The sequence below is a fragment of the Kribbella jejuensis genome, assembly GCF_006715085.1.
In the GTDB taxonomy this organism is placed as follows: Bacteria; Actinomycetota; Actinomycetes; order Propionibacteriales; family Kribbellaceae; genus Kribbella; species Kribbella jejuensis.
Genome location: NZ_VFMM01000001.1, coordinates 2,939,927 through 2,959,229 on the forward strand (window position 1 = coordinate 2,939,927; position 19,303 = coordinate 2,959,229).

22 protein-coding genes and 1 pseudogene are annotated in these 19,303 nt (G+C 68.5%); 14 read left to right on the forward strand and 9 right to left on the reverse strand.

The window, feature by feature from the left end:
- Positions 1–13: 13 nt before the first annotated feature.
- Positions 14–721 carry a FadR/GntR family transcriptional regulator gene (locus tag FB475_RS14435; protein ID WP_202878327.1) on the reverse strand — a complete coding sequence of 236 codons (708 nt, stop codon included), beginning with the start codon at positions 719–721 and terminating at the stop codon, positions 14–16.
- A complete protein-coding gene (locus FB475_RS14440; RefSeq protein WP_141856263.1) occupies positions 718–1,824 on the reverse strand; it encodes a DUF4185 domain-containing protein in 1,107 nt (368 codons plus the stop codon). The genes FB475_RS14435 and FB475_RS14440 overlap by 4 nt, the downstream gene beginning before the upstream one ends.
- A 103-nt stretch (positions 1,825–1,927) precedes the next feature.
- On the opposite strand from FB475_RS14440, the gene FB475_RS14445 reads away from it, so the two are divergent.
- Both FB475_RS14445 and FB475_RS14450 read left to right on the forward strand, forming a co-directional pair.
- Entirely contained in the window at positions 1,928–2,314 is a 387-nt protein-coding gene (locus FB475_RS14445) for a phage holin family protein (RefSeq protein ID WP_141856265.1), read from the forward strand.
- A 2-nt stretch (positions 2,315–2,316) separates the two neighbouring features.
- Positions 2,317–2,757, forward strand: coding sequence for a low molecular weight protein-tyrosine-phosphatase (locus FB475_RS14450; RefSeq protein WP_141856267.1), 441 nt, complete (start codon positions 2,317–2,319; stop codon positions 2,755–2,757).
- Here FB475_RS14450 and FB475_RS14455 read toward each other — a convergent pair.
- The 3 genes and pseudogenes from FB475_RS14455 to FB475_RS38285 all read right to left on the reverse strand — a co-directional run.
- A complete protein-coding gene (locus FB475_RS14455; RefSeq protein WP_141856269.1) occupies positions 2,748–3,947 on the reverse strand; it encodes a pyrophosphate--fructose-6-phosphate 1-phosphotransferase in 1,200 nt (399 codons plus the stop codon). The two genes, FB475_RS14450 and FB475_RS14455, sit on opposite strands and share 10 nt — an antisense overlap.
- 78 nt (positions 3,948–4,025) lie before the next feature.
- Positions 4,026–4,328, reverse strand: a complete 303-nt coding sequence (locus FB475_RS37575; RefSeq protein WP_238332143.1) for an Lrp/AsnC ligand binding domain-containing protein — start codon at positions 4,326–4,328, stop codon at positions 4,026–4,028.
- A gap of 46 nt (positions 4,329–4,374) precedes the next feature.
- Positions 4,375–4,572, reverse strand: a pseudogene (locus FB475_RS38285) (AsnC family transcriptional regulator); the annotation flags it as partial.
- Here FB475_RS38285 and FB475_RS14465 point away from each other — a divergent pair.
- A complete protein-coding gene (locus FB475_RS14465; RefSeq protein WP_141856271.1) occupies positions 4,560–5,453 on the forward strand; it encodes a DMT family transporter in 894 nt (297 codons plus the stop codon). The pseudogene FB475_RS38285 and the gene FB475_RS14465 sit on opposite strands and share 13 nt — an antisense overlap.
- On the opposite strand, the gene FB475_RS14470 is transcribed toward FB475_RS14465, so the two are convergent.
- The gene (locus FB475_RS14470) at positions 5,431–6,426 is read right to left on the reverse strand and encodes an acetamidase/formamidase family protein (protein WP_141856273.1); all 996 of its coding nucleotides are present in this window, start codon (positions 6,424–6,426) and stop codon (positions 5,431–5,433) included. The two genes, FB475_RS14465 and FB475_RS14470, sit on opposite strands and share 23 nt — an antisense overlap.
- A gap of 118 nt (positions 6,427–6,544) precedes the next feature.
- Here FB475_RS14470 and FB475_RS14475 point away from each other — a divergent pair, with 118 nt between their 5' ends.
- From FB475_RS14475 to FB475_RS14495, 5 genes are all read left to right on the forward strand, one after another.
- On the forward strand, positions 6,545–7,237 hold the full coding sequence (locus FB475_RS14475) for a response regulator transcription factor (protein ID WP_141856275.1): 693 nt from the start codon (positions 6,545–6,547) through the stop codon (positions 7,235–7,237).
- The gene (locus tag FB475_RS14480) at positions 7,234–8,877 is read left to right on the forward strand and encodes a sensor histidine kinase (protein WP_238332144.1); all 1,644 of its coding nucleotides are present in this window, start codon (positions 7,234–7,236) and stop codon (positions 8,875–8,877) included. The genes FB475_RS14475 and FB475_RS14480 overlap by 4 nt, the downstream gene beginning before the upstream one ends.
- 111 nt (positions 8,878–8,988) lie before the next feature.
- Entirely contained in the window at positions 8,989–10,392 is a 1,404-nt protein-coding gene (locus FB475_RS14485) for a S1C family serine protease (RefSeq protein WP_141856276.1), read from the forward strand.
- A 77-nt stretch (positions 10,393–10,469) separates the two neighbouring features.
- Entirely contained in the window at positions 10,470–10,976 is a 507-nt protein-coding gene (locus tag FB475_RS14490; protein WP_141856278.1) for a DinB family protein, read from the forward strand.
- Between the two features lie 5 nt (positions 10,977–10,981).
- Positions 10,982–11,674 (forward strand): pirin family protein, encoded by a 693-nt coding sequence (locus FB475_RS14495; protein WP_141856280.1) that lies wholly within the window; start codon positions 10,982–10,984, stop codon positions 11,672–11,674.
- Here FB475_RS14495 and FB475_RS14500 read toward each other — a convergent pair.
- Complete coding sequence (locus FB475_RS14500) at positions 11,671–12,000, reverse strand: L-rhamnose mutarotase (protein ID WP_141856282.1); 330 nt, start codon at positions 11,998–12,000, stop codon at positions 11,671–11,673. The two genes, FB475_RS14495 and FB475_RS14500, sit on opposite strands and share 4 nt — an antisense overlap.
- Before the next feature lie 223 nt (positions 12,001–12,223).
- Here FB475_RS14500 and FB475_RS14505 point away from each other — a divergent pair, with 223 nt between their 5' ends.
- Entirely contained in the window at positions 12,224–14,125 is a 1,902-nt protein-coding gene (locus tag FB475_RS14505) for a penicillin-binding transpeptidase domain-containing protein (protein WP_141856284.1), read from the forward strand.
- On the opposite strand, the gene FB475_RS14510 is transcribed toward FB475_RS14505, so the two are convergent.
- Positions 14,126–14,536, reverse strand: a complete 411-nt coding sequence (locus tag FB475_RS14510) for a PaaI family thioesterase (RefSeq protein ID WP_141856286.1) — start codon at positions 14,534–14,536, stop codon at positions 14,126–14,128.
- 27 nt (positions 14,537–14,563) lie between these two features.
- Between FB475_RS14510 and FB475_RS14515 the strand changes: the two genes are divergently transcribed.
- Positions 14,564–14,719 carry an N-acetyltransferase gene (locus FB475_RS14515; RefSeq protein WP_202878328.1) on the forward strand — a complete coding sequence of 52 codons (156 nt, stop codon included), beginning with the start codon at positions 14,564–14,566 and terminating at the stop codon, positions 14,717–14,719.
- Here the strand turns inward: FB475_RS14515 and FB475_RS14520 are convergent.
- The gene (locus tag FB475_RS14520) at positions 14,703–15,524 is read right to left on the reverse strand and encodes an alpha/beta fold hydrolase (protein ID WP_141856288.1); all 822 of its coding nucleotides are present in this window, start codon (positions 15,522–15,524) and stop codon (positions 14,703–14,705) included. The two genes, FB475_RS14515 and FB475_RS14520, sit on opposite strands and share 17 nt — an antisense overlap.
- Positions 15,525–15,586: 62 nt before the next feature.
- Between FB475_RS14520 and FB475_RS14525 the strand changes: the two genes are divergently transcribed.
- The 4 genes from FB475_RS14525 (at position 15,587) to FB475_RS14540 (ending at position 19,290) form a co-directional block, all read left to right on the forward strand.
- Entirely contained in the window at positions 15,587–16,429 is an 843-nt protein-coding gene (locus FB475_RS14525) for an NmrA family NAD(P)-binding protein (protein WP_141856290.1), read from the forward strand.
- A gap of 265 nt (positions 16,430–16,694) precedes the next feature.
- Positions 16,695–17,696, forward strand: a complete 1,002-nt coding sequence (locus FB475_RS14530; RefSeq protein WP_141856292.1) for an ABC transporter ATP-binding protein — start codon at positions 16,695–16,697, stop codon at positions 17,694–17,696.
- A complete protein-coding gene (locus FB475_RS14535; protein ID WP_141856294.1) occupies positions 17,693–18,508 on the forward strand; it encodes an ABC transporter permease in 816 nt (271 codons plus the stop codon). Before FB475_RS14530 ends, FB475_RS14535 begins: the two co-directional genes overlap by 4 nt.
- Positions 18,505–19,290, forward strand: a complete 786-nt coding sequence (locus tag FB475_RS14540; protein ID WP_141856296.1) for an ABC transporter permease — start codon at positions 18,505–18,507, stop codon at positions 19,288–19,290. Before FB475_RS14535 ends, FB475_RS14540 begins: the two co-directional genes overlap by 4 nt.
- Positions 19,291–19,303 lie beyond the last annotated feature (13 nt).

Here is a 19,303-nt window from a genome sequence, read left to right on the forward strand (position 1 = left end):
TGTTCCTCTCAGCTCAGGGTTGCTGAAGTTTTTCGTTGATGACGGCAAGGACGCCGTCCAGGTGCTCGCGGGTGAGCAGCTCGGCCAGGTCGGGGTCACCGGACCGGATCGCGTCGTAGATCGCCCGGTGTTCGTCCAGGTCGGCCTGGCGGTCGCCGTGGATGTGCAGGATCTCCAACTGCTCCCGGGCGTTCACGACGGTCACGGACTCGACCACCTCGGCCAGGGTCGCGTTGCCGGACGCCTGGGCGAGTGAGCGGTGGAAGTCCATGTTCACCTCGGCCAGCTGCGCGTGGTCGCCGGAGGCGATCAGCTCGGCCGCAGCCTCGAGGTCCTTCGCCATCTGCTCCAGCGCGGTCTCCGCACGAGTCCTGGCGGCCAGTGCCGCAACAGGCGGTTCGATCAGTGCACGTGCCTGCAGCAGCTCCACCAACCGGTCAGGGCTCGGCGCCAGCGCCAGGGGGTTCGCCAGCACCAAGCGGCCGACGTTCGGACCCACGTAGACACCAGAGCCGTGCCGGAGCTCGACAGCCCCGGTAGCCTCCAGCCGGCGCAGGGCCTCGCGGACAGTCGGTACGGCGACCTTGAAGCGCTCCGCGAGCGACCGTACCGCCTCGAACTGGTCCCCCGGCGCCAGCTTGCGCTCCTCGATCAGCGTGAGCATCGACGTCGCCAGGTCGTCCAGCAGACTCCGCCGTACGACGCCTCCCGATGCGCTCACTTGGTCGCCGCCAGGGTGACCGAGAGGAAGCGCGGACGGTAGATGCTCACGTCGCCGTACAGCTCGTCACTGACCAGGCTGTTGACGTTGTAGCTCACCAGGAGCGACGTACCCTGCCGCAGGTCCGGGTGCTCGTGGGAGTTGTACGTGATGATGTTCCCGCCGGTCTCCGGGGTCTGGTACAGCTCGACCGGCTTCACCCACGGGCCGGTGGGCGAGCAGGAGAAGTACCCGAGGATGCTCTTGCTGAAGAGCTCCTTGGTGTTATGCGTGACCAAGAGGTAGCCGTCACCCCATCGGGTCACACTGTGCTCGTTGGCAACGCCCTCGAGTACCCGGGTCGACGCGGCCTCGTCAGCGGACCAGCCTGTGCCGGTCCAGTACTCCCAGGGCTTCGCGGTGAGGTCGTCGCCACGCACGCGGGCGACATGCTGGTACTTCGACGCGCCCAGGTCCTCGACTCCGTAGATGTAGGTGTAGCCCCGGTCGCGCAGCAGCCAGCCGGACCACTGCACGTTCGCAGCGGACGGGATCGGCGTCAGCGACTTGAGCTTGAACGTCTTGCTGTCGAAACGCGCCAGGTAGTTGCTGGCCCAGCGCCAGTCCCACTGACCCGTACCGGTCTTCTGGAAACGCAGTGCGACCACGTCGAGGTCCTGGCCGGCGTGGCTGGTCTGGGCTGCGCCGAACCAGTACCAGCCGTCGGACGGCGGCGGGACCAGCGCGGTCGGGTTGGTCGCCGTACCGCCGGTGACCGTCTTCAGGTCGGTGCCGTGCTGGATCACGAACGAGTTGTTGATGAACGGCGCCGTGGTCGGACGGCTGCCGTCCGGGTTCACCGGGCCGAGGAACGTGTCCGAGAAGACCCACGCCGTCCGGCCGCCGGGCAGCGCGACGGAGTACGTGCTGTCGGCGCCCGTCCAGCCCTTGCCGGTGTTGCTGTAGGCGTTCAGCAGGTTCTCGGGCGCGGCGTGCGGCGTCGTCCGCGCGGTCCAGTTCGTGGTGACCGCACCGCAGGTCGATGCGGCGGCAGGGACCGCGGGCACGGCAAGGCCCGCTGCCGTCAGGGACAACGCGAGAAGCACACCGAAGCGTCGTGACATGAAAATGATCAGATCACTTGGTCATTTTCGATGTCAATACCCAGGGTCTGATCAGGGTGTGTACGGAGCGTGCTTGCGCCTCGTGGGTGGGAGGATCGACGGCATGAAGAACTTGATCATCAGGTTGCTGGCGAACGCGGTCGCGCTGGCGATCGCCAGCTGGATCGTCAGCGGTATCACCCTGCAGGGCGCGACCACCGGCAAGCGGGTGCTCACGCTGCTGATCGTGGCCGCGATCTTCGGGATCGTGAACGCGATCGTGAAGCCGGTGGTGAAGGTGCTGTCGTTCCCGCTGCTGATCCTGACCCTCGGCCTGCTGACCTTCGTGATCAACGCGGTGATGCTGCTGCTGACCTCCTGGATCACCGGCAAGCTGGACGTCCAGTTCCACGTCAACGGGTTCTGGTCCGCGCTGTTCGGCGCGTTGATCATCAGCGTCGTCGGCATGATCATCAACGCGGTGCTGCCGGAGAAGGCCGAAATCCACTGAGCATGCGCGTCGAGATCGTCTGCAGCGGGAACATCTGCCGCTCGCCGATGGGCGAGGTGGTACTGCGCGCGAAGCTGGCGGAGGCGGGCATCGACGGCGTGCTCGTCTCCAGCTCGGGGACGGGCGGCTGGCACGTGGGCGACGGGATGGACCCGCGCGCGGCGGCGGCGCTGCGACGCCGTGGGTACGACGGGAGCTCGCATCGCGCCCAGCAGTACCAACGGTCCTGGGACCGGGACCTGGTGCTCGCGATGGACTCCGGCCACCTGGAAACGCTGAACCGGTACGGCGCCGCGGCGCAGTTGTTCGCGCGCGACGACGTACCGGATCCGTACTACGGCGAGGACGACGGCTTCGACGAGGTCCTGGCGCAGATCGAGGAGGCGGCCGACGCCTGGGTCGACCGCCTGCGCTCAGACCTGACCGAGCGCCGTCAGGCCTGACCGATCTCCGACTTCAGGCTGACGAACCACTCCACGCCGGCGTCGAACTCCTTGCCGCCGGCGATCCGCGGGAACTCGATCGCGCGCAACTCGTCGCCGCGCTCCTCGTCGTGGCCGACCACACCGGACTCACCGCGCAGTGCCGCGTCCACGGCGTAGTCGGTGCACTCCTTGATCAGTGCGAGGTCGCGGTCGTTGGCCGCGGCCGAGCGGGAGAAGTACCCGCTCTTCTGCACCATCGTCTTCTCGGCGCCGATCCGCTCCGCGAACTGCTTCGCGAACCACGCGCCCGGGTTGATCGTGTCCAGCTTGACGTGCCCGAACGGATCCCGCCCGACCTCCTCGCCGCGCGCCTCCATCTCGGCCACGATCGACGACACACCGGCACCCTCGGACAGGAAGATGTTCACGCAGTCCTCCTCGTCCATGACCTTGCGCAGCCGCTCCGCCTCGGCGTCCAGGTCGATCGTTGCCTCTGGCACGTACACGGCGTGCACCGACCAGCCGCCCTTGGTCAGGCCGATGCCCGGGTTCCACTCCTGCTCGTCGACCCACTGCTGGTAGGCCTGCGCGGTGGCGGCGGTCAGCCAGCCGCAGTTGCGGCCCATCACCTCGTGGACGATCAGCATCCGCGGGTTCGAGCTGTGCTCGGCGATGATGTTCTTGGCGAACAGCGCGCCCTGCTCGGCCGCGGTCCAGGCGCCCAGGCTCTGCCGGATCGGGACCACGTCGTTGTCGATGGTCTTCGGCAGGCCGACCACGGTCAGGTTGTAGTCGTGCTCCTGCAGGTACGCCGCGAGGTCGGCGGCGGTGGTGTTGGTGTCGTCCCCGCCGATCGTGTGCAGGACGTCGACGCCGTCCGCGACCAGCCGCTCGGCCGCGACCTGGAGGGCGTTCTGCCCGTCCTCGATCAGGCCGCGCTTGACCAGGTCGGCGGTGTTGGTGAGCTTCACCCGGCTGTTGCCGATCGGGCTGCCGCCGAACTTGTGCAGCAGCGCCGCCTTCTCCCGGACCTCCGGCGTCACGGTCAGGAACCGGCCGCTGAGCAGGCCGTGGTACCCGTTCAGGTAGGCGATGATCTCCACGTCGGGCGCCACTTCGGTGTAGCGCTCGATCAGTCCGCCGACGGCGGACGACAGGCAGGGCGCGAGCCCGCCGGCGGTGAGCAGGGCAACTCTACGGACAGCCATGGGTCCTCGGTCCTTCCGGAGTGTCTCTGAAATCGCCACCAGACTAGTGATGTGAACCACTCCGGGAAGTGGTCGGGTTCATCCTGCGGACAACGGCACGCTCCGCGGCGGTACCGGCGTGGAGACGACGAACGAGCTCGTGGTCTGGCCGTGCACCTGGAAGTTGTCCAGGACGGTTTCCAGGGCGGCGATCTCGGCGACCTGGACGCGGATCAGGAAGCAGTCCTCGCCGGAGATCCGGTGGCACTCGACCACCTCCGGCGTGCGCTCGGCGAGCGCGACGATCTTCGGGATCTGGTTCGGCCCGGGCCGCAGCCGCACCCACGCCGCGACCGGCCGGCCGGCCGAGCGCAGCCGGGTCGACGTCGAGACGGTACCCACGGATCACGCCGGACTCCTCCAGCCGGCCCACCCGCTCGCGGACCGTCGGCGTCGACACTCCGAGCCGCCGGGCCAGCTCGGTGGTCCGCAGCCGGGGGTCCGCAGTGAGCTCCTCGAAGATCCGAGTATTGAGCTCATCCAGAAGCTGACTTCTCGTTTCGGTAAGCAAAATGCCCTCCTGACCTCCGAACCACCATAGATCTACCGACGATCTGTTTCTACCGTAGTGGCGTGACAACCTCAACCGAAGCCCCCGCCCGGAGCGGTCTCGCGGCCGTCGCCGCCGCGATCACCGTCGTCCTGTGGGCCTCATCCTTCGTCGCCATCCGGCATGTTGGCACCGAGATCTCCGCCGGCGCCCTCTCGCTTGCGCGGCTCGGCCTGGGCAGCATCTTCCTCGGCGCGCTGCTGCTGACCCGGCCGCGTCCGGCCGTACGCCGCTGGCCGACCGGACGCGACCGGCTGCCGTTGATCGCCTGTGGGGTGCTGTGGTTCGGCGTCTACAACCTCGCGCTGAACGAGGCCGAACGCCGCCTCGACGCCGGTACGGCCGCCATGCTCGTGCACATCGCCCCGCTACTGATCGCCGTACTCGCGGGCCTCGGCCTGGGCGAGGGCTTCCCGCGGCAGCTGGTGATCGGCGGCCTGGTCGCGTTCGCGGGGATCGTGGTGATCGGTACATCGACCTCGAATGGGCGGGCCGAGACGTGGGGCGTCGTGCTGTGCGTCGTCGCCGCGATCTCGTACGCCGTCGGCGTGGTCACGCAGAAGCCTCTCCTGAGCCGCCTGCCCGCCGCAGAGGTCACGTGGCTCGCCTGCACGATCGGTGCGATCGTGTGCCTTCCGTTCACGCCCGCATTGATCAGTGACGTTCGCTCCGCCGACGCGGCAACCATCTGGTGGATCGTGTACCTGGCCGCGTTCCCTACCGCGTTGGGCTTCACCACCTGGGCCTTTGCGCTCCGGCGTACCAGTGCGGGTCGCATGGGAATCACCGTGTACGCCGTACCGGTCGTGGCAATTCTCCTGGCCTGGCTGCTTCTCGGGGAGACTCCCACGGCGCTCGCACTGGGCGGCGGGGCTTTGTGCCTGGCGGGTGTCGCTATCTCAAGGAGAGCTGCCTGAGCTGCTGGTGGATGCCGTCGTACACCTCGACCTGCGGTAGCAGGCGTTTCGGGACCTTGGTGACCACGCTGTAGTTGACGTCGACGACGTTCGCCAGCGGGACCTCGCTGACCTGGCTGAGCAACTGGTACGCGTCCAGCTTGTCCAGGCCGTACAGCTCACCGAGCCAGCGCACCATGTCGACCTGACCGGCCCGCCAGGCGTCCTCGAGTGGCCGGCCGGAGCCGACGACCGCGAGGTACTCGTCGTTCTCGATCCGCGGCCAGACAGGTCCGGGCGTCTTGACCAGCTCCACGACGAGTACGACGTTCATCGCGCCCTCGACCGCGGTACCGCAGGACTCTCCCTCGCCCTGGCGGTAGTGGCCGTCACCGACCGAGAACAGCGCACCTTCGACGTTCACCTTCAGGTAGCAGGTCGCACCGGCCCGCATCTCAGGCGTGTCCATGTTGCCGCCGAACATCTCCGGTACCAGTGCGGAGCGCGCCTCACCTGCGGCCGGCGCCACGCCGACCGTGCCGAGCATGGGCTCCAGCGGGAGCGCCAGCTCCAGGTGGCTGCTCTGTGCCTGGAATCCGACGGTCTGCTTGTCGGTGTCCACCTCGTAGATCCAGGTCCGCTCGGGCAGCGGGTCCTGCAGCGTCGCCGTCCGGTCCGTGCTGGTCAGGCCGCCGAAGTACGGGATGGTGGTGGACACGCCCCAGGTCCGGGCCGGGGTGAGCTCGACGAAGTGCAGCACCAGGGTGTCGCCCGGCTCCGCGCCCTCGACGTAGAACGGGCCGGTCTGCGGGTTCACGTACGGCATGTTGAGGGAGGCGCTGGCCAGGTCCGACGTGCTACGGAGAGTGCCGCAGTACGCATCCTCGGTCCACAGGCGCAGCGCGGTCCCCGGCTTGACCCGGCGTACGGGTGCTACCCCGCCGAAGGTCCAGGCGTAGTCGTTGGGTTCTGGGGTGTACTCGAGGACGTCCACACCCGGCAACTTAAGGTGTGCGTGAGGTGTTCGGCGAGGGATCAGCGGGTTCTCAGGCGATTCTCACAGAAGCGACCTACTCTCGGTGGCGGAACTTCTAGCGGAGCGGGGACTACAGATGCGGGTACTGGTGGTGGACGACGACCGGGCGGTCCGGGACTCGCTGCGCCGTTCGCTGGAGTTCAACGACTTCGAAGTGGTGACCGCGTCCGACGGCGCCGAGGCGCTCGCCGTGATCGGCAACGTCGAGCCGGACGTCGTGGTGATGGACGTGATGATGCCGCGCCTGGACGGCCTGGAGACCACCAAGGCGTTGCGGGCCGCGGGCAACAATGTGCCGATCCTGGTGCTGACCGCGCGGGACGCGGTCGCGGACCGGGTGGACGGCCTGGACGCCGGCGGCGACGACTACCTGACCAAGCCGTTCGCGCTCGAGGAACTGCTGGCCCGGCTGCGCGCACTGCTGCGCCGCAGCAGCACCCCCGGCGAAGGCGGCCAGCGTGGCGAGGTCCTGCAGTACGGCGACCTCGTGGTCGACGTCGACGCGCACGAGGTACACCGCGGCAACGTGGCGATCCAGCTCACCCGCACCGAGTTCTCGCTGCTCGAGCTGCTGATCCGCAACCCGCGCCGGGTGCTGGAGCGTGCGGTCATCCTGGACGCGGTCTGGGGCTACGACTTCCCGACCACCGCCAACTCGCTCGAGGTCTACATCGGGTACCTGCGCCGCAAGACCGAGGTGAACGGTCTGCCGCGGCTGATCCACACCGTCCGCGGCATCGGCTACGTGCTGAGGGACACCCCACCGTGAGCCAGCAACACCCCCAGGATTTTCCGTCGTACACCGGTGCGCCACCGCCGCAACCGCAACAACCACCCGCGCCCACGCAACAGCCGACGCAGCAGCCGACGCAGCAGGCAGCGCCCGGTCAGCCTGTTGCGAACGGCAACGGCAGCCGGGTGGCGGCGACGGCCGCCCGGACCCAGAACTGGTGGAACGAGACCCTCCACAAGCTGAGCCTGCACGCCCGCGTGACCCTCCTCGCCGCGGTTGCGGTCGGCCTGGCGGTGGCGATCGTCAGCATCGCGGCGTACATCACCGTCCGCCAGCAGATGTACCAGAACCTCGACAACAGCTTGTCGCAGCGCGTCGTGCAGGCGTCCCGCAACGGCGTCCTGACCAACCTCGAGAACCTGCGGCGGGCTTCCGCGGACGCGCTCGGCCTCAGCGACATCCGAGTCGGGGTGCTGAGCGCCAACGGCGATCAGTACGGCGCTCAGAACAGCCCACTCCCCCCGATGGGGCAATCCGAACTGCAGGTCGCCACCGGAAACAGGAGCTCCAGCCTGCGGACCGTCGGCGCCCGCAACGGTGGTTCACACTTCCGGGTGGTGGCGGTGCCCGCCAAGTTCTGTCCGGTCGGGTTCAGTGACCAGTGCCAGGACGATGCGGACTTCCTCCAACCAGGCGCGCTGGTGGTTGCGCAGTCGTTGGGGCCCATCGATCAGACATTGCACAACCTCGGGATCGTGTTGTGGGCGTTCGGGCTGATCGGTGTGATCGGGGCCGCTCTGGCCGGCAACGCGGTAGCCCGCTCGGGTCTGCGTCCGTTGGCGCGACTGACCGGGGCGGCCGAGCACGTCGCCGCGACCGAGGACCTGAAGCCGATCCCGGTCAGCGGTACGGACGAGATCTCCCGCCTCGCGATGGCGTTCAATGCGATGCTGCACGCACTCGCGCAGTCCCGGGACCGGCAGCGCCGGCTCGTCGGCGACGCGGGGCACGAGCTGCGGACGCCGCTCACCAGCGTCCGGACGAACCTCGACCTGCTCGCCCAGGCGGACAAGCGTGGCGGGCTCCGTGCGGAGGATCGGCAGCAGCTGCTGGACGACGTACGCGCCCAGATGGACGAGCTGACCCAGCTGATCGGCGACCTGACCGAGCTGGCACGCGACACTCCGCAGGTCCGCAACGCGGAGCTGATCGAGCTTTCCAACGTGGTCGAGGACGCCGTTATCAAGGTACGGCGACGCGCGCCCGGCCTCGAGTGGGACGTGCAGTTGTCGCCGTTCCCGGTCTGGGGTGACGAGCGCTTGCTGGGACGTGCCGTGACGAATCTGCTCGACAACGCGGCGAAGTACAGCGTCCCGGAGGGCGCGGAGCAGCGCACCGACGGCCTGCCCATCGGCCACGTCACGGTACGCCTGCAGGACGGCGTACTGACCGTGACCGACTCCGGCCCCGGAATCGCCGACGCCGACCTGCCGCACGTCTTCGACCGCTTCTACCGCTCCAGCGAGGCCCGCAGCCGCCCGGGCTCAGGTCTCGGCCTGGCCATCGTCAAGCACGCGGCAGAACAACACGGCGGCATGATCTACGCCCGCAACGCCCCCGGAGCCGGCGCCCAGTTCACGCTCTGGCTGCCCCACGCCGCAACGCAGACCCGCTGATCGTTCCTGACCGCAAGCTGACAGGTCCTTCAGAGGATCTTCATCGAGTTCTTCGGCGGCTCCGAGCGGATCTTCAGGCCCTTTTAAGGTCCGGCCGACAAAGTACGGGACATGACCGAGAACCAGCCGCAGCAGCCGCAGCAGCAACCCGGCCCGAACGCACAGGGACAGCAAGGGCCGGAGCGGACGCAGCAGTTGCCGATGTACGGGCAGCATCAGCAGCAGCAGTACGCGCCGCAAGGCGGGCAGCCGCGGCTGGACTCGGGGCCGCAGGGGCAGCGGCCGGGACAGTACCCCTCAGGTGGGGGCGCTTACCCGCAGTTCGGGGCGCCGGGGACGCATCAGGGGACGTCTCCCGCCCCGGGCTGGCCGCTCGGACCCCAGCAGGCCACTGCCACCGCTCCGAAGCAGAAGCGCCGCCTCGGACTGGCCGCGGTAGCGCTCACCGCGCTCCTGGTCGGTACGGCGGGCGGCGTCGGCGGTGCGGCGGTCTACTCGGCCAGCAACGACCACAGCACCAACACGCCGTCGGTGACCGCGCCGCTCAACGGCAACCAGGCCGCGCCTGCGTCGGCACCTGACGGCTCGGTGCAGAGCGCCGCCGCGAAGGTCCTGCCGAGCGTGGTGAAGATCGCGGTCGCGACCAGCCAGGGCCAGGCGACCGGGTCCGGCATCGTGATCAGCAAGGACGGCCTGATCGTCACCAACAACCACGTGGTCTCCGGCGCCGGGCAGGACGCGTCGCTGACCGTCGTACTCAACGACGGCCGCACGATACCGGCGACGGTCAAGGGCACCGACCCGCTCACCGACCTCGCGGTCATCCACGCGAACGCGACCGATCTGACGCCTGCCACGCTCGGCCAGAGCGGCAAGCTCGCGGTCGGCCAGGGCGTGGTGGCGATCGGTTCGCCGTTCGGTCTCGAGTCGACGGTGACGAGCGGGATCGTCTCGGCGCTGAACCGCCCGGTGACGTCGGGCGACGAACAGCAGGACAGTACGACGGTCTTCCCAGCCATCCAGACGGACGCCGCGATCAACCCGGGTAACTCGGGCGGCGCCCTGATCGACCTCGCCGGCCAGGTGGTCGGTATCAACAGCGCGATCAAAACCGCCGGCGGATCGGGACAATCCGAAGGCGGGAACATCGGCCTGGGGTTCGCGATCCCGATCGACCAGGCCAAGCCGATCATCGACGAGCTGGTGGCCAAGGGCAAGGCCACGCATGCGCGGCTCGGTGTGACGGTCGGTGACGCGCAGTCCTCCGACGGGCTCACGAACGGAGCACGCCTCGGCGAGGTCACGTCCGGCGGTGCGGCGGACAAGGCCGGCCTGCAGTCAGGTGATGTGGTCACCGCTGTGGACGGCAAGGCGATCGCGTCAGGGGACGCGTTGGTCGCCGCGGTCCGCTCGCACCGCCCGGGCGATCAGGTCAAGCTCAGCATCACCCGCAACGGCAAGGCCATGACCATCACCGCCACCCTCGGCTCCGACAACGGGAACCCAACCGGCTGACGGAGCGTCTCACCTAGGACCGGACTGCGCCGCCCACCGAGCGGCGCAGTCCGTTCGTCATCCACTAGGTTCGCGGTATGAACCTGCGTGACAAGCGGCCGCCGATCGTGGCTGATGAGCGGACTCAGTTGGTCGGGTGGCTGGATCTGCAGCGGATGCTGGTACGGCGGAAGCTCGAAGAGTTGCGGCCCGAGGACGAGTACCGGGCGGTGCTGCCGCAGTCGCCGTTGATGACTCCGGCCGGGCTCGTGTCGCACATGCGGTGGACCGAGCACTGCTGGTTCAACGTGATCTTCCTGGGCGAGCCGGAGTCGAGCAACCCGCAGTTCCAGGACGAACCGGAGAGCGCCGACATGCGGGTGGAGGGCGTACCGCTGACTCAGCTGCTGGACGAGTTCGAGGCGCAGTACGCGGAGTCGAACCGGATCACTGCGGCGCATTCGCTGGACGACGTCGGGAAGGACCCGGAGTACCAGCCGTCGCTGCGGTGGATCCTGATCCACATGGTCGAGGAGACCGCGCGGCACGTCGGGCACCTGGATGCGATGCGTGAGTTGCTCGACGGTGAGACCGGGTATTACTAGAACCTGTGGAGATCCATCGCGCGGGCGAGCGGTTCCGGACGTCTGAGGAGTGGCTGGACTCGCGGCATTCGTTCTCGTTCGGGGCGCACTACGACCCGGCGAATGTCGGGTTCGGGTTCCTGGTGGCGCACAACGACGAGACGGTTGCTCCGGGCACCGGGTTCGGGACGCATCCGCATCAGGATCTCGAGATTGTCACCTGGGTACTGCGGGGCGCACTGGCACACCGGGATTCGCAGGGCAACAGCGGTGAGGTGCATCCCGGTCTCGCTCAGCGGATGACGGCCGGGTCCGGGATCCAGCACTCGGAGTGGAACGACGGGGCCGAGCCGGTGCACTACGTGCAGATGTGGGTCCGGCCGGACCGGTTCGACCTGCCGCCGTCGTACGAACAGGCGGAGCTCGACCTGTCCACCGGTGAGCTCGTCCCGGTGGTGTCGGGTCTCGCGAAGCATTCGACGTCCACCGCGATCCGGATCAACCAGCCCGCCGCCGGGATGTCCGTCGCGCGACTGGCTCCGGGCGGTGCGATCACGCTGCCCGCAGCGCCGTACCTGCATGTCTTTCTCGCCACCGGTACGGCGACCCTCGACGGCGTCGAGCTCGGGACGGCGGACGCCGTACGGCTGACCGACGAGGGCGGGCAGCTGACCGCGGGACCTGCCGGGGCCGAGGTGCTCGTCTGGGAGATGTACTAGTCGACCTGCTCGCTCATCGTCCATACGTGCCGGAGGGACTGGCCGGCGACGCCCTCGGGGTTCTGGGCGAAGCCCTCGACGAACTGGCTCATATGTTGCTGCCAGCGCTGGTCGGTCGGGTTGTCTTTCAGGTACGCGAGTGCGGCCTCGAAGTCGTCGGCCTCGACCAGGTGGAACAGGTCCCGGCCGCTGCGCCAGATCGACCAGTCCCTGATCCCGGCGGTGTGCATCACCGTGATCAGTTCCGGCCAGACGCGGGCGTGCTCGGACTCGTAGGCCTCTTCGGTCCCGGGGATCAGGCGGCTGTGCAGCGCAAGGCGGGTCACAAACGAGCAGAATACGCCGCCGACGGCGCCCCGTGGAACGCGGTTCCAGATGGCGGCAGCCCGATACGCGCCCCGACTTGCTTCCGATTCACGCATCCTCTCCGGCCAACTCCTGAGCGGGACCGGGCGTCGTACTTGGGTAGGTTGAGTAGGTTCCGAGAGGTAGCCACACGCCGAAGGCCGTGTCCCGGTGTCCATCCGTCGTCGTGCGAGAGTTGAGAACGTGAAGCGAACCACTGCGATCGTGTGCCTGAGTAGTCTGCTGATCACCGCTGGTTGTTCGGACAGCAAGTCCGGTGGCGGGAAGTCCGGGAACGACGAGCAGAAGGCGTCCGGCGCGGTCATCAAGCAGTTCGCCGACGCCTGGGTGCAGGCCTGGGCGCCGAACGGGAAGCCGGACGCGGCCGGGGCGCTCACCGACAACCCGACCGTGTTCGCGAAGCGCCTCGACGACGTGGACACCGCGCTGGTCGCGAGCACCGTGACGGTCACCCCGCAGGACGTCCCGAAGTGCTCCGACGGCAACAACTGCACCCAGAACCTCGCGGTCGAAGCGCAACTGCGCGGCATCGGCACGATGAAGTGGACGAGTACGGCGACCGCGGTGAAGACCGGCGGCAGCTGGAAGATCAAGGCCTCCGGCGACACCATCTACCCGGGCCTCGGCGACAACAACTATCTGAAGCGGGTCCGCGCGCTGCCGGCCCGGGCCTCGATCCTCGACCGCAACGGCGTCGCGCTGACCGCGAACCGGCAAGTCGTGATCGTCGGCGTCGCATCCGGTACGAAGGCGACCGCGGCGACGTACGCGGCGTTCACGAAGTACCTCCAGGTCGACGGTGCGAAGCTGGCCGCGCGGGCGAAGGCGGCACCGGCCGGGCAGTTCGTGGACGCGATCACCATCCGCGCCGAGGAGTGGGAGGCGCTGCGGCCGAAGATGCAGGCGCTGCCGGGCGTTCTGACGATGGGCGGTACGCAGTCGCTGCCGCCGACCGCGACGTTCGCGAAGTCGATCCTCGGCACGATGAAGACCGCGACCGCGGACACGCTGAAGAACGCGGGCCCGACGGCGTCGGCGCAGGACCAGGTCGGGACGACCGGGCTGCAGTACGCGTTCCAGCAGCAGCTCGCCGGTACGCCGGGCGGCACGGTGACGCTGCGGGACGGCAAGACCAAGATGACGATCAAGACCGTCTTCACCCAGAAGGGCACCGCCGGGCAGCCGGTGAAGACGACGCTCGACACCAACATGCAGAAGGCGGCCGAGGCCGCGCTGGCGGCGAGCAAGCTGCCCGCGTCGCTGGTCGCCGTCCAGGCGTCCACCGGTCAGATCCTGGCCGCGGCGAACGGCCCGCAGCCGACCAGCTACAACCGCGCCTTCCAGGGCCGGTACGCGCCCGGTTCGACGTTCAAGATCGTCACCTCGGCGGCGCTGCTCGGTGCCGGTGAGACCACGACGACGCCGCTGCCGTGTACGCCGACGATCAACGTCTTCGGCAAGACCTTCAAGAACTACGACGGTCTGACCGCGTACGGCACCGGCACGATGCAGAAGGCGTTCAACGAGTCCTGCAACACCGCGTTCATCTCGCAGCACGCGAAGCTGCCGAAGGACGGGATGACCAAGGCGGCGGCGATGTTCGGCATCGGGCGCGACCTCGGCCTGTCGCTGTCGGCGTACGGTGGTCAGGTCCCGCTGCCGAAGGACGACGTCGAGGAGGCCGCGTCGATGATCGGCCAGGGTACGGTGACCGCCAGCCCGCTGGCGATCTCGCTGGTCGCGGCGACGGTCGACCACGGTACGGCGATGAAGCCGGTACTGGTACCGGGCAAGGACGCGGCCGGTCCGGCGGCGTCTCCGTTGCCCGCGGCAACTGTTGCGGCGCTGCGGACGTTCATGCGCACGACGGTGACGGGCGGTACGGCGAAGGTGCTGGCCGGCAACGGCGCGGTCGCGGCGAAGACCGGTACGGCCGAGGTCGTCGTCGGCGGCAAGGTCACCACGAACGCGTGGATGGCCGGCTACCGCGGTGACGTCGCGTTCGCGGTCATCGTCGAAGGCGGCGAATCCGGCTCCCACACCGCCGGCCCCCTCCTGAAAACCTTCCTCTCCAGCTTCAAGTGATCAGCGGCGTACGGCGATCACCGTGCCCTGGGCCAGTGCGCACAGGGTTTCGGTGTCGCCGTTGACGGTGCTGAGTTCGCAGGTGCACGTCGCCTGGCGGGTGGTCGAATGGGCGACCTTGGCAACGGCCCGCAGTACGGCGCCCTGCGCCGGACGCAGGTAGTTGATGGTGAACCCGCCCGTCAGCACCTCGGGCCCGAGCGCCGTACCGCCCGCGAACGTGAGCGCGTTGTCGGCCGCATAACTCAGCACTCCCCCGTGGAGAAACCCGTTCTGCTGCTGAAGGTCCTCGCGAATGTCGAGCTCCAACGTCGCCCCACCATCCCCGAACGCGGTCACCCGCGCCCCGACCAACACACTGAACGGCTGCGTCGCCAACAACTTCTGAGCCACCTCGAGCGTCAACTCCATGCCGCTCAGCCTAGAGTCGCGGCAATCATGCCGGCCGGCGAGGAGGAGTGCCGGCGGCGCGGGTACAGCCAGCTGGACCTGAACGTGTTCGGTGACAACCGTACGGCGATCAATCTGTACGACTCGCTCGGCTACGTCGTGACGTCGCAACAGATGCGCAGAGCCTCTAGGCGAATCGTCTGATCAGCTCCGCGAACCGCGCCGGCTGGTCCAGGGGGATCAACGTGTAGCTGTCCTCGATCAGTGCGAGCTCGGCATTGGGCAGCAGCGAGGCGAGGCGGCGCCCGTGGTCGAGCGGCATCACCCGATCGTCGGCCGCCCACACGACGAGCGCGGGCCGGTCGAAGTGCGCGAGCTCCGGCGCGGCCTCCTCGAGCACACGGCGGTTCGCGAACACCGCCCGCAGCATTCGGACCGTCTCCGCGCGGATCTCGGGCTGCTCGAGAACCGGGCGGATCCAGCCCGCCGTCGTGGCGTCGCCGCGCTTCGTCAACGACCCGAACGCGAGCGGCGACCGCCGGATCGCCTTCACCCGCAACTGTTGCATGAACGCTCCGAACAGCGCGGGCGGCAGCTTGCCGGACAGCGCGAGCGAGCGCCCCGTCAGCCCCGGCGGGAGGTTGTCGAACGCCTCGCACGACGCGAGCACGGCACGGCCGACCCGCCGCGGATCGTCCCGAAGGACGAGCTGGACAACGGCTCCCCCGGTGTCGTTGCCGACAAGTACGACGTCCTCCAGGTCGAGGCGGTCGAGGAACTCCACCACCAGGCGGGCGATCCCCGGGAGCGAGAGGTCGGCGTTCATCGGCATCCGGTGCGCGCCGAACGGCAGCGTCGGCGCGATGCAGCGGTGGTCCGCGGACAGGTCGGCGATCACGTCGTCCCACAACGACGCGTCCATCAGGAGTCCGTGCAGCAGTACGACGACCGGCCCGGTCCCGCGGTCGACGTACTGCACGGTTCCGGCGGACAGCTCGAGTTCGTTCATCGGTCTCCTCGATGGTTAGTATGAGAATCATAATATATGAAATTCATATCTAGGAGGAGAAGATGATTCTGGTCACCGGTGGGACAGGAACGGTTGGGCGGGCGTTGGTTGCCTCGCTCGTCGGGCGCGGGGCGGCGGTTCGGGTGGTCGGACGTTCGGTGGCGGAGGTGCCGGCGGGCGTCGAGCGGTTCGCGGCGGACCTCGGCGAGCTCGGCAGCGTGGCACCCACGCTGAAGGACGTCGACGTCCTGTTCGTGCACCCGCGGGCGGTCGGCGAGCAGGCGGCCGGGCTGGTCGCGCTCGCGGCCGAATACGGCGTCCGGCGGGTGGTGGTGATGTCGGCGATCAACGTCGACGACGACCCCGCGCTGCAGCCGTCACGGTGGAACGGCGACCGGAACCGGGAGGTCGAGGCGGCGGTCGTCGCGGGCGGGCTGCCATGGGTCGCCGTACGGCCGACGTCGTTCGCGGCGAACGCGATCGGCCTGTTCGGGGCGCAGGTCCGGGCCGGCGACGTCGTGCGGGCGCCGTACGGCGACTTCGCCGAGGCGTTGATCGACGAGGCCGACGTGTCCGCGGTACTGGCCGAGGTGCTGGTCGACGACAGGTGGGACGGGCAGCGACTTGCGGTCACCGGGCCGGAGTCGTTGACGCAGCGGGAGCTGGTGGACGTCATCGGTTCCGTCCTCGGTCTGCCGTTGCAGTTCCAGGAGGTTCCGGCGGAGGCCGCCGTACGGGGAATGGTCGCCAACGGTCTGCCGGAGACGTTCGCCCGCGCGCTGATGGAGCGGTATGCGAAGGTCGTGACGCCGGCAGCCACGGACACCGTCGAGAGGGTCCTCGGGAGGCCGGCGCGGTCGTTCGCCGACTGGGTCGGCGCACACCGGGAGGCCTTCCGGCGCTGAAACCGGCTGGACGACGCTTTCCGGATCGGAATACGGTGGGGACGGCAGCCGCACGTCGAAAGGACCACAGGGAGCGATGTCGCCAGCTCGTCGAGACAAGGGTTGATTCGAACCCAGCCCACGCGGTCGGACCGGACCGCGTAGCCGGGACGGACCTTCGGGGCCGCCGGCTGATTTTGCTCGGCGAAGCGTGCGTCCTGCGCTCTGCGCGTTTGCGCGTGGATGCTGCCCGGTCCTGACGTTCTCTCGAAAGCGGTGCACACCCGTGACGTCTGTTCACGCCCTGCCGCCTGTCATCGCGGCACATGATCTGACCAAGACCTACACCTTCCACCAGCAGCGCGCCGGCCTCGGCGGGGCGTTGAAGAGCTTGGTACGGCGTACGTACGAGACCCGTCTCGCCGTCGACCGGGTGACCTTCGACATCGGCCGCGGCGAGGTCGTCGGGCTGCTCGGCCCGAACGGCGCCGGCAAGACGACCACGTTGAAGATGCTGTCCGGCCTGCTCTACACCACCTCCGGCGACCTGCAGGTCCTCGGCCACACCCCGTCCGCCCGCAAGCACGAGTACCTGCGCCGGATCGCGCTTGTGATGGGCCAGAAGACCATGCTCTGGTGGGACGTCCCGGCGATGGAGAGCCTGCTGCTGCACAAGGACATGTACGGCCTGTCCACCACGGAGTTCGACCGCAACGTCAGCGAACTCGCCGACCTGCTCGAGGTCGGACACCTGCTGAACGTCCAGGTCCGCAAGACCTCGCTCGGTGAACGGATGAAGCTCGAGCTGATGGCGGCGCTCGTACACGGCCCGGAAATCCTGTTCCTGGACGAGCCGACGATCGGGCTGGACGTGGTCGCGAAGGCCCGCGTCCGCTCTTTCCTCGCCGACGTCAACCGGCTCCGCGGTACCACGATCCTGATCACCAGCCACGACATGGACGACATCGAGGCGCTCTGCTCGCGGGTGATGATCATCGACCACGGCCGGCTCCAGTACGACGGCGGCCTCGACGAGCTCGTCCGTACGGCGCGACCGCGCAAGCTCGTCCGCGCGACGTACGCCGCGCCGGTGGACGTCGGTCAGCTCGACGGGGTGACCGACGTCGAGGTGTCCGGTACGACGGTCGAACTCGAAGCGGATCGCGACCGCGCCGGCGCCGTGATGGAGCAGCTGACCCGGCTCGGACCGCTCGTCGACCTGGACGTCGCGGACGCCGACATCGAGGACATCATGCGCGACCTGTTCCAGCGCCGGAGCTCGCTGTGAAGGGCACGGTCGCACGGAACCTCCGCGTCGTACGGCGAATGACGGCGGCCGAGATCGCGCAGCAGTCCGTGTACCGCGCGGCCTGGGTGATCTTCATGGTGTCGAACATCTGCATGCCGATCATCTCGCTGCTGATCTGGCGCACGGCCCTCGCGAGCGGGGCGCGGTTGCCGGTCGACAAGCAGTACGTCACGACGTACTTCGTCCTGCTCGGCTTCGTCACGATGGCGACCTCGTCGTGGATGGCGGCGTTCCTCGCCCAGGACATCCGGCTCGGGAAGCTGTCCAGCTGGATGGTGCGGCCGGCGTCGCTGCTGACGAAGTTCGTCGCGAACAACCTGTCGGAGAAGTTCCTCAAGCTGTTCGCCTTGGTACCGATGATCGGCATCGTCTGGTGGATCTTCCGGGACTCGATGCGGATCCCGGCCGCACCGGGGCGCTGGGTGCTGTTCGCGGTCAGCATCCTGCTCGGAGCGGTGCTGGTGTTCACGATCGACATCCTGATCGCGTCGCTGGCGTTCTGGATGGACGACGTCAGCGCGCTCGTGCAGGCGCGGGTGATCATCGCGAGCGTGCTGTCCGGTGCCGTCGTACCGCTGGCGCTGATGCCGTCGTGGTCGCGCGGATTCGTCGACCACCAGCCGTTCCGGTACACGGTGTCGTTCCCGGTGGAGGTCGTCGCGGGGCAGCTCGACGGTGGAGATCTCGTGGCCGGGTTGGGCTTCCAGCTCGGGTACGTCGTCGTGTTCGCGGTACTGGCCCGGCTCGTGTGGGCGGCGGGCATCCGGTCGTATTCGGCGGTGGGCGCATGAGGTACCTGCGGTTGTGGCGGCGGTTCTTCCTGCAGGCCGTCGTACGTGAGACGCACTTCCGGGCGCACTTCCTGACCACGTTGCTCGTCGGGCTGGTGCAGCTCGGGCTGGGGATCGTACCGACGTTGCTGCTGTTCGGGTTCACGTCCGAGGTGCACGGGTGGTCGCGCGCGGAGGTGATCGCGCTGGTCGGCGTCTTCCAGATCGTCACCGGGCTGATCGCGACGTTCATCGCGCCGAACCTGAACCGGATGACGACGTACCTGACCGAGGGCGAGCTGGACGGCGTACTGCTCAGGCCGGTGTCGAGCCAGTTCTACCTGACGTTCCGGTGGATCAACGTCGCGGAGCTGACGAACGTTGCGAGCGGCATCGTCGTCCTCGTGATCGGGCTCGTGCAGGCTCACATCAACTTCGGGCCGTGGCAGGTCGTGCAGGCTTTGGTGCTGGTCTGCTGTGGGCTGGTGCTGCTGACGTGTGTGTGGTCGGGGCTGTCGTTCCTGGCGTTCTGGCTGCAGTCGGTGAACCCGATCGGCTTCGTGTTCCTGAGCCTGGTCGAGGCGGGGCGGTACCCGCTGGTGTTCTTCCCGGTGGCGGTACGGACCTTCCTGACGTTCGCGTTCCCGGTGGCGTTCGCGACGACGTTCCCGATCCGGGCGCTGGCCGGCGATCTCGGCTGGTCGACGGTCGCGATCGGGGCCGGGCTCGCGGTGGTGGCGCTGCTGCTGGTGCGGTTCGTCTGGCGGCGCGGGCTGCTGACGTACTCCAGTGCGTCGAGCTGATGTGGTTACCTGT

Bases quoted from the DNA above. Each gene is read 5' to 3' on its own strand.
- FB475_RS14490 (WP_141856278.1), top strand. From the start codon at position 10,470: ATGAACCTGCGTGACAAGCGGCCGCCGATCGTGGCTGATGAGCGGACT.
- FB475_RS14450 (WP_141856267.1), top strand. From the start codon at position 2,317: ATGCGCGTCGAGATCGTCTGCAGCGGGAACATCTGCCGCTCGCCGATG.
- FB475_RS14515 (WP_202878328.1), top strand. From the start codon at position 14,564: ATGCCGGCCGGCGAGGAGGAGTGCCGGCGGCGCGGGTACAGCCAGCTG.
- FB475_RS14525 (WP_141856290.1), top strand. From the start codon at position 15,587: ATGATTCTGGTCACCGGTGGGACAGGAACGGTTGGGCGGGCGTTGGTT.
- FB475_RS14485 (WP_141856276.1), top strand. From the start codon at position 8,989: ATGACCGAGAACCAGCCGCAGCAGCCGCAGCAGCAACCCGGCCCGAAC.
- FB475_RS14440 (WP_141856263.1), bottom strand. From the start codon at position 1,824: ATGTCACGACGCTTCGGTGTGCTTCTCGCGTTGTCCCTGACGGCAGCG.
- FB475_RS14455 (WP_141856269.1), bottom strand. From the start codon at position 3,947: ATGGCTGTCCGTAGAGTTGCCCTGCTCACCGCCGGCGGGCTCGCGCCC.
- FB475_RS14540 (WP_141856296.1), top strand. From the start codon at position 18,505: ATGAGGTACCTGCGGTTGTGGCGGCGGTTCTTCCTGCAGGCCGTCGTA.
- FB475_RS14475 (WP_141856275.1), top strand. From the start codon at position 6,545: ATGCGGGTACTGGTGGTGGACGACGACCGGGCGGTCCGGGACTCGCTG.
- FB475_RS14510 (WP_141856286.1), bottom strand. From the start codon at position 14,536: ATGGAGTTGACGCTCGAGGTGGCTCAGAAGTTGTTGGCGACGCAGCCG.
- FB475_RS14520 (WP_141856288.1), bottom strand. From the start codon at position 15,524: ATGAACGAACTCGAGCTGTCCGCCGGAACCGTGCAGTACGTCGACCGC.
- FB475_RS14445 (WP_141856265.1), top strand. From the start codon at position 1,928: ATGAAGAACTTGATCATCAGGTTGCTGGCGAACGCGGTCGCGCTGGCG.